The sequence below is a fragment of the Pseudovibrio sp. Ad46 genome (genome assembly GCF_001623065.1).
GTDB lineage: Bacteria > Pseudomonadota > Alphaproteobacteria > Rhizobiales > Stappiaceae > Pseudovibrio.
Genome location: NZ_LMCG01000079.1, coordinates 99,748 through 115,553 on the forward strand (window position 1 = coordinate 99,748; position 15,806 = coordinate 115,553).

The following is a 15,806-nucleotide window of genomic DNA, read 5'->3' on the forward strand; positions in this document are numbered from 1 at the left end:
CCCAAAGAATACGCCCCAAATCTCTGTAATCTATCGTCTTGTCAGTTTCCCAGGCGAACAAGACCAAGCGCAGGGGCCCCACCTTCTTGCGCTTCCTCCCAGCGGCCATTCCCGCTTTCATGAAAGGACCCGATCACTTCATTTCTGTGATCGAACAGAACCAGAGCGTCCTGCCTCACATTCCACGCCCATACATTTGGCGTACCGGAACACACAGAACTTGCTGCATAATTTCCACCAAACTGTGCTATTTTCAGTTGAAGTGCGCACGGGTTTTGCCCCTCACCGCGCATCACAGACCATTTGCCTGCAAGCACAACAACAGTTGCCAGCTCTTCAGCCGTTTTCTGAGCGCTCACAACTGTCGGTTTTGCGTTAGAATTTTTAACCGCCGCCTCAGTGAGATCAGGAGCGTCGCCGACATAGTTCGGCACACAGCCTGCCACTGCAAAACCTATTGAAATAATGAAGGTTTTGAACCGCATGAATACCTCTGATCATGCACAGACAAGCACTCAAACGCCCCACACTTGCTGCCTGCACCCACTCCACCAATTTTCCCAATATAGTAAAATTGAATTAAATTGATAATTTAACCTAGTAAATCTGAAGGTGATTTGAACAGGGCAAACTCTGAAGTATTCACTATTAAAGTGAGTTCCTCATACGCATCACAACAGTCAACACTATGAATACATACTGCATTTCAGATAATTACAAAGAAGGTGCACCATAATACTGCGAGCGGGATATCACCCTTCTTTGACAGGGCCACAGAAAGCATCTTCCTGAGGCAATCACACCTCCGAGTTCTCGCGCTTTGAGCTCTCCAGATACCCCGCCAGCTGAGCCAGAGAAGCCTGCCAGCCTCCGCGCGTTGCTTCAATCATGTCCGCGCCGACCATCGACGTCACCTGTATGGTCACGCGAAGCTCGGTAGCACCTCCTTGTTCTTCCATGACAACAGCGATCAAAGAGACGCTCAACAGCATATCACTGGTTGAAACCAGCTCTGTAAACAGCAAGCAATCCGGAGCTCTGATATCATGATAGCGTGTCTCAACGCGAAACCGTAAATCGCCCTTTTGACCGCACTGATGAATATCTAGACCACCAACGCGAAAATCATTTTCAAGAAACTCAATGGCTTCATCATCGGAAGGCACTCCCCACACCATCCGGGCCTTCGGCTCTTCCCATGCTGAGAACACATCCGCAGCAGATGCCTCCAGCACAGCACTGATCTCTATCGTGTCATGGGTAATCATCTGGCTCACAGCCCCTTTATGCCATCGCGTAAGAGATAACCAATCCTACTCGCTTTTCTCAAAAGGGAAACTCGGTTCACGAGTAAAAATAGGCGAAAATGGGCTTCGATAAACGCAAGTACGCTTTAGGGAAGTTGCACAGGACTGAAACGCAGATCACCCTTCCTGGACAGGGCGACAAAAGGATCCGGATTCCTGGATTGCCTCAAGAGGGACCAGATTCAGCATGTACTGGTCGGCTTCCACACCTGAGTGACCAAGCGCAACAAATTGATAGACACCATCCAGCCAGCATCCATCCTGCACAAACTCAGGCAGCTCGTAAAAGTCCAGGGAGCGCACTGCGTCCTGCGGGCCATTGTCATCAACCAGCCATTCGATAACCAGTGGTGTAGACTGCCCAGTACTGGTCTTGATCTGGGTAAGCTCCTCACGCAAAGCAGAACAATACTGTTCATCCAGATTGCCCAGCTTCACCCTTAGATGCCCCATCAGACCATGATAGGCAGGTGGTGGAGCGGTGACACTGTAAGCAAACGGCCTCGCCTCTTCGCCGGCAGGCACGTCAACAGGCATTGCAGTCACCTCCCAACGCGGGACAGGCGTCTTGCCATCCCCTGCTTTACAAAGTGGCAGGTCAACCTGCTGGGCCGCCTCTACGGAGCCAACCCCAAAAACTGAAAAGACAATCACACATACCCATAATCTCATATGGTCCTAGTTCCCTAATGGTGTCGCAAATTCAGAAAGCTGTAGCGCCCAAAGCGCGGTTAAACGGTTGTAGCATTCCATGCCCAGAACAGGAGCAAGCGTTCCCTTCGGGTTCATGGCATACGGAATATTGCAGGTGTTGTTGCGAAAGGCCTTCCAGTTCCGACCAGCTTCAACAAGCATGGTCTTCGTGGGCTTGTTCTCATTCCGCCTCAACTCCTTCTCAGAATTCAAAATCATCTTTTCCCAAAGGGCTGTTTCGCGCGAGTAGCATTCTCGCATACCCATGCTGGTCTGGTCTTGCAACTTCATGGCGCAAGTTTCAAAGTCCTTTCCAATGCACTGAACTCTGTCGTTGAACACAAGCCCCCCTTTTCGCAGGCACTCATGAAACGCCTTTATTTCTTCAGGTCGCGGCGTGTTAGACCCCTGCGCGGCAGCTGCGCCGGAAGAACAAAGAAATGCAATCAACACCAAACATCGAATGATCATTGGGCACCTTCAATAAACAAGGCGCCAGTGTACGCGCGGAACCTTAAGCCAGAAGTAGCCAATAAGAACAGAGCGCATTCAACCTTAATAGGGCTCTTCCAACCTCCCTAAACTCCAACAAAAAAGGGTCCCGGAGCATCGCCCCGGAACCCTCACAAAACCTGAATAAACTCAGGCTTTAAATCTTAGCGGTAACCGTAGGAACCGTCTTTCCACTCGTACCAAACGTAACCTGGCAGAGACACATCGCCCTTCTCGTTGAAGGACAGCTCACCAAGAACGGTGTCGAACTTGCCAGCGTTCAGCTTCTCTACAACTGCATCATAGTCGGTAGAACCAGCTTCAGCCGCAGCTTTCGCCCATGTCTGGATCGCAGCATAGGTGTAAAGTGCGTAGCCTTCAGTGGTTTTGCCAGCAGCTTCAAGAGCAGCCACAACAGCAGCAGCTTCAGCGTTGTTACGTGGGTCCGGCGGGAAGGTCATCAGTGTGCCTTCACCAGCCGGGCCAGTGATGGACCAATACTCATCAGTCACAAGAGCATCACCGGAAACCAGAATGGTGTCCATGCCCTGATCAACCATCTGACGCTTCATCAGACCAGCTTCAGTGTGGTAACCACCAACGTAAAGAACGTCGACTTTTTCAGACTTCAGCTTGGAAACCAGCGCGGTGTAATCTTTTTCACCAGCGGTATAAGCTTCATAAAGCGCTTCCTGCTTACCCGCAGCGTTCATCACAGCCTTAGTCGCATCAGCAAGACCTTTACCGTAAGCAGTCTTGTCGTGGATCACAGCAATGTTCTGACCGCCGAACTCAGTCGCAAGCGTCGTACCGGCAACTCTGCCCTGCTGGTCATCACGGCCACACACACGGTAGGTACCAGGTCCTGGACGCTCGTCAGTGTACTTCGGGTTGGTCGATGCTGGAGTGATCTGGATGATACCCTCTTCAGCATATACCTGAGAAGCTGGGATGGAAGAACCGGAGCAGAAGTGACCAGCCATGAAGGCTACGTTCTTACCAACCATCTGGTTGGCAACAGCAACAGCCTGCTTAGGGTCACATGCATCATCGCCAACTTCCAAAACAAGCATCTCGCCGTTCACACCGCCAGCAGCATTGATGTCAGCAACAGCCTGTTCAGCACCAGCTTTCATCTGCGCACCAAACGATGCGTACTGACCAGTCATTGGGCCTGCAGTAGCAATAGTGATTTCAGCCATAGCTGCGCCAGAGATTGCCATAGCAGCAACACCGGCAACGCTTGCCAAAAGATACTTTTTCATAAAAAACTCCCCGAGTCAGGTGCATTTCTCAATTGAAATTGAGCGGGAAACGCAATCGTCTCCCACCAGAGCAGGCAAACCCCTCGCCTGCTCAATGCTTCCGACAATGAGACCTCTCCGTACTCATCATCTGGATGCCTAGCCAGTCACCAGTGTGACCCAGAACTGACCGAATGCGCAACAATTATCTAAGTAATTTTGCGAATTAGTAATTATCTTGCTGGCCTGGCTTCAGCTTCCAGCCAAAGGGACCTGTTTTGTCATAAAGCCAGCTGTACTGCGTCACCATCTGCTTAGTCCGTGTCATGCGATAACTCGCCAGCGCAATCCCGATGAGAATGGCGTAATCCACCACCAGGTACTGAATGGAAAGCAGAGGCTCTTCAAACAGCGCAAACGACAAGAATCGCATGGCCAATGACAACAGGAAGATGAACCAGAACAGGATCGGCAAAGGCCGCCACGTGGTCGCAATAGAACGCCCCGTCGCAGCAGCAGCCAGACCGCCTAAAACAACAACCAGCATGATAAAGGCAGGCATCGAGCTGCCATAAAGAATACCCATCTCTTCGCCTCCTTAGTGCGCGCCGCCTTCAAGATAAGCTGCCTTCACCTCTTCACGAGACAAAAGCTCCTTACCGGTGCCGGTCATGGTGATTGTACCGTTGACCATCACGTATCCCCGATGAGCCAGCTTGAGTGCGTGATACGCATTCTGCTCAACAAGGAATACGGTCAAACCGTCAGCCCGGTTCAGCTCACGGATCGCATCAAAAATCTGCGACACGATAATCGGAGCAAGCCCCAGAGACGGTTCATCCAGCAACAGAAGACGCGGACGGCTCATCAAGGCACGGGCAATCGCCAGCATCTGCTGTTCACCGCCCGACAGAGTCCCACCGCGCTGCTGCTGACGTTCTTTCAAACGCGGAAACAGCTCAAACGCACGGCGCAGATCTTCCTCAAAATGCTCATTCCCGGCAACCATACCGCCCATCATCAGGTTCTCTAAAACCGTCATGCGTGGGAAGATACGGCGACCTTCTGGTGACTGAGCAATACCGGTGCGCATAATCTCGTAGGTTGGCTTGTAGGTGATGTCCTCACCGCAATACGTCACAGACCCGTTACGAGCCTGCGGCGTGCCGCAAACGGTCATCATCAGAGTAGACTTCCCTGCACCGTTCGCACCAATCAGCGTCACGATCTCACCTTCATACACATCAAGATCAACACCATGCAGTGCCTGAATCTTGCCGTAGAAGGTTTTAACTCCGCGAATGCTCAGGAGTGGTTGTTGAGCGTTCATGCTATGCCCACCTCCTCTTCAACCTGATCGACTTCATCATCCTCAACCCCCAGATACGCCGCGATCACATGCGGATCGTTTTTGACGAACTCAGGAGAGCCATCAGAAATCTTCACGCCGTAATCCAGCACCACAACGTGGTCGGAGATTTCCATAACAACAGACATGTCGTGCTCAATCAGAACAACCGAAGTGTCATGCTCTTTGCGGATGTATTGAAGCAGATTGTTCAGCTCCAGACTTTCTTTCGGGTTCAAACCAGCAGCTGGTTCGTCCAGACAAAGAAGTTCAGGGCCGGTACACATGGCACGGGCAATCTCCAGCCGGCGCTGATCGCCGTAGGAAAGATCAGCCGCAGGTGCATCCGCACGATCAATCAGATCAATGCGCTCCAGCCAGTACTTGGCAGTTTCAATCGCGTCCACATTGGACTTTTTGTAACCACCAAGCCCCAGCAGACCACCAATGGTCCAGTTGGAAGCAACCATCAGCGGATTGTGCTGTGCCACCATCAGGTTTTCCAGAATGGTCATACCGCCAAACAGACGGATGTTCTGGAACGTACGGGCAACTTTCGCGTCCGCCGTAATTTTGAAGTCTGCCATCCGTTCCAAAAGGTGCTTTTCACCATTGGAGCGGTTCATGACAAGACGGCCTTCAGTCGGCTTATAAAAACCGGTGATGCAGTTAAACACTGTGGTTTTACCCGCACCATTTGGCCCGATCAGCGCAGTAATGTCACCACGCCCAATGTTGAAGCTCAGGTCGTTGATCGCCGTCAATCCGCCGAAGCGCATGGTCAGGTGCTCAACCTTCAGAACAGGGTTGTTGTCCCAGGTGCTCATCCGTGGCCCTCCTGAACGAGATCGGCAGAGATGCCCTTAGCGTTTCTGGAAAGCGCCACACTTGGCGTTCTGCTTGAGATCAATCCACGCGGTTTCCAAACCATGATAACCACCATGATCATACCGAAGACAAGCATGCGGTATTCTTCAAACTCACGGAAGAATTCAAAGCCACCAATCATCACAATCGCTGCAATCACCACGCCAATCTGTGAGCCAAGACCACCCAAAACCACAATCGCAAGAATGATCGCAGATTCAAGGAAGGTGAAACTCTCAGGAGAGATGAAGCCCTGACGCGTTGCAAAGAAGGACCCTGCAAAGCCAGCGAACATCGCACCAAGAGCAAAGGCTGTCAGTTTGGTATTCGTTGTGTTGATACCAAGAGCCCGGCAGGCAATCTCATCTTCACGCAAAGCTTCCCATGCACGACCAATCGGCATCCGGCGCAAGCGCATGGTCACGAAGTTCGTGAACAAGGCCATTGCAAAGATGAGGTAGTACAGGAAGATGATACGGTGAATACTGCTGTAATCCAGACCAAAGAAGCTCGCAAACCCGCCTTCACCACGGGTAAATTCCAACCCGAAGAAGCTTGGGCGTGGAATACCGGAAAGACCATCTGGTCCGCCTGTAAACTGATACCAGTTCAGCAGCACAACACGAATGATCTCACCAAACGCAAGCGTCACAATGGCAAGGTAGTCACCTCGAAGCCTCAAAACCGGGAAACCGAGAATGACACCCCAGAACGCTGCCAGAATACCGGCAAGCGGCAGGCAGAGCCAGAAGGAAAAGCCAAAGTAATGCGCGAGCAATGCATAGGAGTAAGCTCCAACCGCATAAAACGCCACATAGCCCAGATCCAGCAATCCAGCCAAACCAACCACAATGTTCAGGCCCCAGCCCAACATCACATAGGTCATCACCAAAATAGCAAGGTCGATATATTGACGCGACCCACGGGCACCGAGCCAGAACATCAGCGCAAATGGAAGCGCAACAGCCAAAACGACCAGGCCATATTTAAGCACATTAGAGGAGCCTCCTCCCAATCCACCTTTTGGCAATAGGCCAGAGAGGTTGAGAGACGGCGGGTCTTCCCGTTTCCAGAAGAAGATGTTCATGGCGAGACGGCCAGCGAACACAACAAGTACTGCAACTGCAACCGCTAACCAGCGGTGTTCCAGAAACAGCTCCGCGCCGCGGCCTGACGCCACATCAACGCGCAAACCAACCATGACACAGGCAAGGGCGAACGTAATAACCGCAGCACCCAAACTGTCTTTTACACTTGCAACAAGCAAGCTGTCTTTTTTTCTCGCTTGCATCAGACCTTCTCCACCTCAGGTTGGCCGAGAAGTCCTTCCGGCATAAAGATCAGAACAATCGCCAGAATCGAAAACGCGGCAACATCTTTGTACTCAACGGAGAAGTAGCCAGACCAGAACGTCTCGATAAGCCCGATCAGCAATCCACCCAGCATTGCACCCGGCAGCGATCCGATTCCTCCCAGAACCGCAGCGGTAAAGGCCTTCACACCAGCCAGGAAGCCGATGTAAAAATCTACCACACCGTAATACAGCAGGAACATCAGACCTGCGACCGAAGCCAGAGACGCACCCATCACAAAGGTAAGAGAGATTGTGCGGTCAACATTCACACCCAGCAAGGACGCCATCTTCCGGTCCTGCTCACAAGCACGCTGAGAGCGGCCCAGATTGGTGTTGTTGATGAGATAAGTAAAGCCACCCATCAAAATGACCGTCGTCACAACAATCAAGATCTGGATGTAAGACAGGTTTACGATAAAGCCAGAACCATCTGCACCACCATCAGTCAGCTGAAAGCTGCCGGAAAAGAGAGGTTGCAATGGCTTATTCTTGGCACCTTGAGAAACCTGCACGAAGTTCTGAAGAGCAATTGATGCACCAATTGCAGTAATCAGCGGTGCAAGACGGAATGATCCGCGCAAAGGCCGATAGGCAATGCGCTCTACTGTCCACCCCCAAACAGCAGTCAAAGCCATGGCCACAACAAGAACGAGGGCCAGAGCCAAAATCAAAAGAAGCACCGGTGTAGCGGCTGTAATGCCAAGTGCAACAATTAGAATAAGTGCAACGAAAGATCCGACCATGAAGATATCGCCATGGGCGAAGTTAATCATGCCGATAATGCCATAGACCATTGTATAGCCAATGGCAATGAGACCATAAATGGACCCCAGCGTCACACCATTGATAAGTTGTTGGAGAAAGTAATCCATGTTTTATTTTGTTCCCCGCATGAGATCAGCTTTTAGTTGCTGTCCAGTCTGAATGCCTCCGAATTCAGACCCCAAATATTTTATGGTAAGCCGACCTGTAAGTATATTACCCATACTTATAAGTCCGTATTTTGGAATTTTCCTATTCTTTATACGCGTCAGGCGCATTTTTATTTCATACAATCCAAAATCTGGACTTATTCCTACTCCCGACAATCCACTAGGACAGTCTCTGAGACCAGAGCACCACAACCCATACGTGAATTTTCCTCATCCGTAGAAAGCCTCTTCCCTATTCTGTAATATATCACAGCTGTTGTATACTGACCATATCCGGACAAAAACTGCAAGATGGTACCCAGGATTTTTTGAAGATTTCCAATTTGCCCGTGCGTGAAGACCTTGTTGGGCCTTCAATTTTCAATGAAAATTCCGGAACAGCAAAATGTGCGTCTAAAACTAGAATATAGCCTTTGGTATATTAATCAGTTTTTCGCAGTAGAACTAGCTTTTCTCAGCAAATGGCTATAACTACTCTATTTCAAATACCTGTCGTTTTTGGGCGACTGAAAAGTACTAATGAATATTGTACAGTGTGAAACACAGATCATACCTGTGGGAATATCTTGGAACGAACTGGATGACGACAGCTTTAACCATGGCGCCAACTGAAAATACGAATAAAAGTCTCGCCTCGCATGAATTTAGAGAGGCAATGAGTCGTTTAGGCGCTTCTGTTCATTTGCTGGCCAGTGCTGGCCCTGCAGGGCGCATTGGCGCAACCGTTTCATCTGTGTGTTCCGTCTCTGATGATCCCGCCACCTTGCTTGTCTGCCTCAACCGCAGCGCAAAGGTGAATCAGATCGTCAAAGACAACGGCGTGTTCTGTATCAACACACTCATTCATGATCATACAGACTTGTCGAACGTCTTCGCTGGCCAGGGCGACCTGCCAATGGAAGAGCGCTTTGCAAAAGGAAGCTGGGGCACTCTGGCAACAGGAAGTCCTGTTCTGGAAAGTGCACGTGTCAGTTTCGATTGCCATATCAAAGAAGTAACAGAAGTCGGCACCCATTCAGTTCTATTTGGTGAAGTGGTCGCTGCACGTCTGGGTGAATTTGCACCCGCTCTGATCTACCTCGACCGAAATTACCATTCAGTCTAAGGGTGTTCCCTATTCCAGTTTTCGGAATAGATTTATCTTGAAACAGGGACTTCGGACATATCTTTGCCCGAAAGGGCCTACAGATTTTCAAACCAAGATATGCATAAAGACAATTAGTTAGAGTGCCCTGCGTTTTTTCATCGCTAAGGCGCTTCCTGTACGTTTTAATAATAAATTAGGGAAACACCATGTCCCCAACACCGCGCAACCTGATCACCGATGTTCCGGGATTGAAGGTCGGCAACGCTCATTGCGAAAAGACCAAATCAGGTGTCACCGTTCTCATTCCCGACGAGCAAGCCGTTGCCTCAGTCGCCATCATGGGCGGAGCCCCCGGCACACGTGACGTTGCCTTGCTGGAGCCGGAGCAAACCGTCAATGCCATTGACGCGCTCGTCTTGTCAGGCGGCTCAGCATTCGGACTGGATGCAGGCAGCGGTGCACAGGTTCGGCTGGCAGAGCTCGGCAAAGGTTTCAGTGTTGGCAGTGCTGTCATACCAATTACCCCCACAGCCATTCTATTCGACCTTCTCAACGGAGGGGATAAATCGTGGGGCAGAAATCCAATCTATCGCGAAATGGGCATCGAGGCCGTCGACAATGCAGCCGACGAATTCGAACTCGGCACTGCAGGCGCAGGTTTCGGAGCAACCACCGCTGATCTGAAAGGCGGATTGGGCTCAGCCTCCCTCGCCCTCCCCCGCGGCGGCACCGTCGGCGCGCTAATCGCCGTCAACGCACTGGGCCGCACCACAATTGGCGACACGCCCTACTTCTGGGCAGCTCCAAGCGAACAGAACGAAGAATTCGGCGGACTGGGCTGGCCAACTGAAATGCCTGGCATGGACCGCACCGTGCAAACCAAGTTCACGCTTGGCACAATCGACTTATCCCCGAACACAAACACCACCATCGGTGTTGTCGCAACGGACCTGATCCTGACCAAGTCAGAAGCCAAACGCATTGCCACAGCCGCCCACGACGGCTACGCCCGCGCCCTCTGGCCAGCACACACCCCAATGGACGGCGACCTGCTCTTCGTGATTTCTACCGGCAAACGAAAAATGCAGGAACCAATGGTCGAATTGCTGGAACTGGGCGCATACGCAGCTCAGACAGTCTCCCGTGCCATCGCCCGCGGAGTCTACTCAGCCTCAAAGTACCCGGGTGACACTGTACCAACTTGGAAGTGTCAACACGGATCACGGTAGATTTGAATTCCGTATTCCGCAATTTCCGTTAAGGTAAAGATCCACATAGCAACGCGAACCAACGCACAAAAACGCTGAATTGCGCAAAACAACGCAAATTCGCGCAAACTGCCTGATCAAGTTGTTGTGGGGAGTGCCGTGAAGGCAAAAAAGATGCGCCGCCTCTGGTGTTGGGGGCAGAGGCGACGCGGGGGAGCAAAGGACGGAGTGTGCGGTAAATATACGCCGCCCCTTGCTTATCTCATGGGCCTTCCCGGTTTTAGGTAACCGGGAAGGCCTTTTCTTAAGCCGGTTCCGGCTCAGCCTTCTGATCAACGGAAGGTTTTTCTTCCAGCTCTTTCAAAGAGTTCTCTGCCTTACCTTTCCCTGCACCCTCACCTGGATGGATGCGGTAGAAGATGATGAACAGCAGCGGAACAGCCAGCAATGTCAGCAGCGTCGCAAACGTCAGACCACCCATAATAGTCACAGACATACTCGCGAACATCGGATCAACAATCAGCGGAGCCATACCAAGGATCGTTGTGATCGCTGCCATAGACACCGGACGCAAACGAGAAACACTTGCGCTGACAACAGCTTCAAACCGGTCTCCACCATGCTCCAACTGCAGGTCGATCTCTTCCAGAAGCACGATCGCATTCTTGATCAACATACCTGACAGCGACAACACACCAAGGATCGCCATGAAGTCAAGCGGCATACCTGTCCCAAGCAAACCAATCACAACACCGTTGATAGACATCGGTACAATCAGCCAGATGATGAGTGGTTCCCGCACCTTAGAGAACAACAGGATGGAGATAACAATCATTACGAGGAAGGTAACAGGTACCTTACTACCCAGCGACGCATTCGCATCCTGAGAGTTCTCATACTCACCACCCCATTCCATGGAATACCCATCAGGAAGCGGAACACTCTCAATCGCACCCCGAATTCGAGCATGAGCAACCGACGCCAACTCATCCGGAGCACTCGCCCCAAGCACACTCAACGTCTTCACACGATCCCGACGACGGATCAAAGTATCCTCAGCTTCAGTAGAGATGCCGGAAGTCACCTGATCAATCGGCACATACTTGCGCTGCTGAGAACTCCAAACCAGTGTGTTTATAAGGGCTTCGGACGCAGTCTCACCTTCGCCGCGCTTACGTTTCACGATGATCGGAATGTCTTCATCCAGATCACGATAGTCGCCTGCACGGATACCATCAGAGGTAAACTGAACCGCAGTAGAAAGGTCCTGTCTCGTGATGCCAGCAATACGAGCTCGCTGCTCATCAAACTTCGGATGCATCACCAGCTCACGTTCGCGCCAATCGGTACGAACATCACTCAAGCGGTACTGAGGATCCTTGAAGATCTGGATCATCTCTTCAGAGATAGCACGCAGAACGTCAGCATCCGGACCAGTGATACGAGCCTGAACATCAGCACCAGACGGCGGACCGAACACCAGACGCTCGGTGTACACTTGTCCCTGAGGCAACTCGGCAACACCGAACGCACGGATCTTCAATGCAAGATCATTAATAACATCAGTGTTTTCAGTCCGGACAATCACCTGACCATAGTTGGAGCTACCGTCCTGAGCTGAGTAAGTCAGCATAAAGCGGGTTGCACCCTGACCAATGAAGGAGTTGGTTGAAACGACACCTGGCAAAGACAGGATCTCGTTTTCCAGCTTCTCCATATCACGCGCAGTCGCGTGAATGTCGGTACCATGCGGCAACCAGTAGTTCACGTAAAACAGCGGAGTCGCAGAATTCGGGAAGAAGGAGTTTGCAACAAACTGGAAAGACCAGAAGCAAACCACAGTCACACCGATCAGAGCTGCCAGAGACAACCAACGCAGTTTCAGCGTCAGCACCAGGATCTTACGGAACATGGTGTACATGAAGCCGCGGTAAGGATCATGCTCATCACCGGAGATGGCAGCCATCTTGAAGAAGTACTTACCAAACAGCGGCGTAACAAGGATCGCAAACAACCAGGACATCAACAGGGAGATGCCAACCACAGCAAACAGCGAGAACATGAACTCACCGGTACTGTCACTGGAAAGACCAATACCAGAGAATGCCATGATGCCGATGACAGTCGCACCCAGAAGTGGCCACTTCGTCTGCTCAACAACGGTCGACGCAGCTTTGATAGGCCGCATACCGCGTTGCATGTTGATCATCATACCTTCGGCAACAACAATGGCGTTGTCCACCAACATACCCATGGCAATAACAAGCGCACCAAGCGAAATACGCTCAAGCTCAATACTGCCCAGCTTCATAATCAGGACCGTTGACAAAACGGTCAGCAACAGAACCGAGCCAACCACCACAGCAGCACGCCAGCCCATGAAGATGCCGAGCACCACAATCACGATGGAAACAGACATTACAAGGTTCCAAACAAAGGAACCAACGGCCTGATCAACCACTTTGTGCTGTTCGTAGATAGGGATGACTTCCATGCCAACAGGCAGGTTCGCACGCAAGTCATTCAGATGCGCTTCAACGTCTTGCCCAACGGCCACAACGTTTGTGTCTTCAACAGCAGCAACGCCAAGGGTAACCGCGCGCTGGCCGTTATGACGAACCAGAACCTTCGGATTTTCAGGCTCTTGCACAGAAAGCGTCGCCACATCAGACAAACGAACCATCGCTGTAGAACCCGGATTACCGATCACAAGATCCTGAATACTACGGTAACTGTCAAAGGCAGAAACTGTCGAGATACGAATGCGCAGATCACCGGATACGGTCGTACCGTTAGCCTGGATAGCGTTTTCCGCATTCAGCACATTCTGCACGTCTGCAATGGTAATTCCCAGCTGCGCCAACCGGTCCTGATCCATCGCAATGATGATCTCGTCCTCAGGCTCACCAAGAATAGAAACCTTAGCAACGTTATCGACAGTCAGCAGTTCACGGCGCAGCTCTTTCACGGTCTTACGGATATCCCGGTTGGAGTATCCATCAGCCGTCAGAGCATAGTACATGCCGAACACATCACCGAAGCTGTCATAGACAACGGGAGTGCGAACACCATTTGGCAGGTCTGCCACTTCATCGTTTACTTTACGACGCAGCTCATCCCACACCTGCGGCAGTTCAGTGCCATCATAGGTGTCTTTCATTTCCACCTGAATACGGGAGAGACCCGGTTCAGAGGTACTGCGAACTTCTTTCAGCTGAGGCATCTGCTGAATGGCACTTTCCAGCCGTTCAGTAACTTCTTCCTCAACTTCAGCAGCGCTGGCACCCGGATAGGAGGTGATCACCTGCGCTTCTTTAATGGTAAATGCCGGATCTTCCAGTCGTCCAATGCCGCCCAGAGCCCAAATGCCCCCAAGCAGAGCAATCAGAACAACCATCCAGACATTGACCGGCTTCTCGATCGAGTAGCGTGCAATATCCATATCAATAACTCCTAGACGCTACTCTTACAGCTTAGGCACGATCAGCTGATTTTCGCTCAGGTGGCTCACACCAGCCGTTACGATCATCTCGCCGTCTTTCAAGCCGGAAAGCACCGGAATGAAGCTGCCAAGCACAGTTCCGAGCAAAACTTTACGACGACCAACACGCTTTTCGCTTTCATCAACAACCCACACATACGGGCTCTTGTCAGGAGAAGAGCCAACTGCAGATGTCGGCACGAAGAAGGCGGTGGTCTGAGACTTATCAAGACCATTGAGCTTAACTTTTACGCTCGCAGTCATGCCAGGAATGATGTTGTAGCCATCATCGTTATTCATCGCCAAAGTCACACGATAGGTCTGAGCAACCTTGTCTGCTTCTGTGCTGTGCTCACGATATTCCAATGGGAATACCTTACCCGGATGGGAAGGGAACTCAGCAGTCATCTTTAGAACAGAAGATTCAGTCGCCTGAGCAAACAGTGTTTCAGGCACGTTGATATCGATGCGAACTTCACTCACATCCTGCAACCGGGCAATGCTGGTACCAGCACTGATGATCGCATAATTATCAAGCGAACGAGAGGTCACGATTGCATCGTAAGGCGCAACGATCTTCGTATAACCAAGGTTTTGCTTGGCTTTATCAAGGGTCACTTCGGCAAGATCAAATGCTGTTTTTGCATTGTCGTACTGACCTTCAGAAATAACCTGCTTGTCTTTCAGCGTTTCAAAGCGCTTCAGGTCTTTCTTCTTTTGTTCAAAGTTGACCTGAGCTTCACGAACAGTGTTTTCGTAGTCAGTTGGGTCAAGCGCCGCAATCAGATCGCCTTTTGCAATACGCTGCCCTTCAATGATTGGCATTTCAACAAGCTGACCAGACACACGAAAGGCCAGATCGACGGTCTGAACCGCATCGACACGACCAGTGAAGTTACGCGTAAAGAGATCATCAATCTCAGAAACGACCATGACACGAGCAGGACGAGGAGCAACCGTTTTCGGCGCTTCAACAACTTCCTGCTCCTGACAACTTGCAAGCAGCAGAGCAAGTGCCCCAACAAAAACAGGAGCACTCAGGCGTCCTATTCTACTTTTTCCGCTTATTTTCTGCATTTTACCTTAGTTTCCAGCTTCAGCGTTCAGTTCGGCGTACCGGTTATTCTGGGAGGTGATTTCCAACACGCGATCAATAAGTTCATCAATTTCACCAGTGCTGTTTTGTTCAATACCCAGCGCTTGGCGATAATAAAGCCCGTCTATTATGAGCAAACACATATGCCCCGTAACCGGGTCACTAACCTCACAGTTGATTGCTCTTCCAAATTCAGCACTCATCTCCTGAAATTCAGCAATCAACTCAGGTTCTTGAGCAGCAAGAGCAAACAACGCTTTCGGAGCGGTCTTCTCTCTGTATTCTTTGTAGATCTGGAAGCTGGCCCGCAAAATGGGACAGGCTACTCCCTGCTCTGTCAACTTGTCGCTCAGCGTGTAAGTCCGTTCGCGAACCTCAGAAACAACTCTGCGGATCACCCCCAGCAACAGCTCATGCTTGCTTCGGAAATTGTAAAGCACCCCGCCTTTGGACATGCCGGCCTCAGCCGCCACGGCATCAATGGTCAGCTTACGAGTTCCTTCAATGCAAACCAGACGCTCGACTGCATCCAGAATATGTTCAGCTGTTGTTTCCACGCTGGTATCCCTCTCCTCTAACCGGAGCCTGTACCGACCGGTCGGTTTCTGTACCGTCCAGTCGGTTTTTGTACCGTCCGGTCGGTTTTAGAGGAAGACCTAAAAAAAGACAAGTTCGAATTTTGAGAAAATTGAGATAG

General features: G+C 51.1%; 15 protein-coding genes. 2 read left to right on the top strand and 13 right to left on the bottom strand.

Annotation, left to right across the window (positions count from 1 at the left end; translation table 11 throughout):
- Positions 1–41: 41 nt before the first annotated feature.
- The 10 genes from PsAD46_RS22665 to PsAD46_RS22710 all read right to left on the bottom strand — a co-directional run bounded on the left by PsAD46_RS22665 (position 42) and on the right by PsAD46_RS22710 (position 8,177).
- Entirely contained in the window at positions 42–485 is a 444-nt protein-coding gene (locus tag PsAD46_RS22665; protein ID WP_063307930.1) for an AprI/Inh family metalloprotease inhibitor, read from the bottom strand.
- Between the two features lie 312 nt (positions 486–797).
- The gene (locus PsAD46_RS22670; RefSeq protein WP_208981979.1) at positions 798–1,268 is read right to left on the bottom strand and encodes an SRPBCC family protein; all 471 of its coding nucleotides are present in this window, start codon (positions 1,266–1,268) and stop codon (positions 798–800) included.
- A gap of 156 nt (positions 1,269–1,424) precedes the next feature.
- Entirely contained in the window at positions 1,425–1,979 is a 555-nt protein-coding gene (locus PsAD46_RS22675) for a hypothetical protein (protein ID WP_063289560.1), read from the bottom strand.
- Between the two features lie 6 nt (positions 1,980–1,985).
- Entirely contained in the window at positions 1,986–2,291 is a 306-nt protein-coding gene (locus PsAD46_RS28470; RefSeq protein ID WP_208981980.1) for a lysozyme inhibitor LprI family protein, read from the bottom strand.
- Between the two features lie 365 nt (positions 2,292–2,656).
- Complete coding sequence (locus PsAD46_RS22685) at positions 2,657–3,757, bottom strand: branched-chain amino acid ABC transporter substrate-binding protein (RefSeq protein WP_057462558.1); 1,101 nt, start codon at positions 3,755–3,757, stop codon at positions 2,657–2,659.
- Positions 3,758–3,962: 205 nt separating this feature from the next.
- A complete protein-coding gene (locus PsAD46_RS22690; RefSeq protein WP_057462559.1) occupies positions 3,963–4,322 on the bottom strand; it encodes a DUF6867 family protein in 360 nt (119 codons plus the stop codon).
- Positions 4,323–4,334: 12 nt separating this feature from the next.
- On the bottom strand, positions 4,335–5,066 hold the full coding sequence (locus PsAD46_RS22695) for an ABC transporter ATP-binding protein (protein ID WP_057462560.1): 732 nt from the start codon (positions 5,064–5,066) through the stop codon (positions 4,335–4,337).
- Entirely contained in the window at positions 5,063–5,911 is an 849-nt protein-coding gene (locus tag PsAD46_RS22700) for an ABC transporter ATP-binding protein (RefSeq protein WP_057462561.1), read from the bottom strand. The genes PsAD46_RS22695 and PsAD46_RS22700 overlap by 4 nt, the downstream gene beginning before the upstream one ends.
- A complete protein-coding gene (gene livM / locus PsAD46_RS22705) occupies positions 5,908–7,242 on the bottom strand; it encodes a high-affinity branched-chain amino acid ABC transporter permease LivM (protein ID WP_057462562.1) in 1,335 nt (444 codons plus the stop codon). Before livM ends, PsAD46_RS22700 begins: the two co-directional genes overlap by 4 nt.
- Positions 7,242–8,177, bottom strand: coding sequence for a branched-chain amino acid ABC transporter permease (locus PsAD46_RS22710; protein ID WP_057462563.1), 936 nt, complete (start codon positions 8,175–8,177; stop codon positions 7,242–7,244). Before PsAD46_RS22710 ends, livM begins: the two co-directional genes overlap by 1 nt.
- A gap of 715 nt (positions 8,178–8,892) precedes the next feature.
- Between PsAD46_RS22710 and PsAD46_RS22715 the strand changes: the two genes are divergently transcribed.
- Together PsAD46_RS22715 and PsAD46_RS22720 are read left to right on the top strand one after the other, a co-directional pair.
- Positions 8,893–9,342 (top strand): flavin reductase, encoded by a 450-nt coding sequence (locus tag PsAD46_RS22715; RefSeq protein ID WP_244271768.1) that lies wholly within the window; start codon positions 8,893–8,895, stop codon positions 9,340–9,342.
- Between the two features lie 188 nt (positions 9,343–9,530).
- Positions 9,531–10,553, top strand: coding sequence for a P1 family peptidase (locus PsAD46_RS22720; protein WP_063292750.1), 1,023 nt, complete (start codon positions 9,531–9,533; stop codon positions 10,551–10,553).
- Positions 10,554–10,836: 283 nt separating this feature from the next.
- On the opposite strand, the gene PsAD46_RS22725 is transcribed toward PsAD46_RS22720, so the two are convergent.
- Genes PsAD46_RS22725 through PsAD46_RS22735 form a run of 3 tightly spaced genes read right to left on the bottom strand, consistent with a single transcriptional unit; the run spans position 10,837 to position 15,666 of the window.
- On the bottom strand, positions 10,837–13,974 hold the full coding sequence (locus PsAD46_RS22725; protein ID WP_063307933.1) for an efflux RND transporter permease subunit: 3,138 nt from the start codon (positions 13,972–13,974) through the stop codon (positions 10,837–10,839).
- 24 nt (positions 13,975–13,998) lie between these two features.
- A complete protein-coding gene (locus tag PsAD46_RS22730) occupies positions 13,999–15,090 on the bottom strand; it encodes an efflux RND transporter periplasmic adaptor subunit (protein WP_063292752.1) in 1,092 nt (363 codons plus the stop codon).
- A gap of 6 nt (positions 15,091–15,096) precedes the next feature.
- Entirely contained in the window at positions 15,097–15,666 is a 570-nt protein-coding gene (locus PsAD46_RS22735; protein WP_057462566.1) for a TetR/AcrR family transcriptional regulator, read from the bottom strand.
- Positions 15,667–15,806 lie beyond the last annotated feature (140 nt).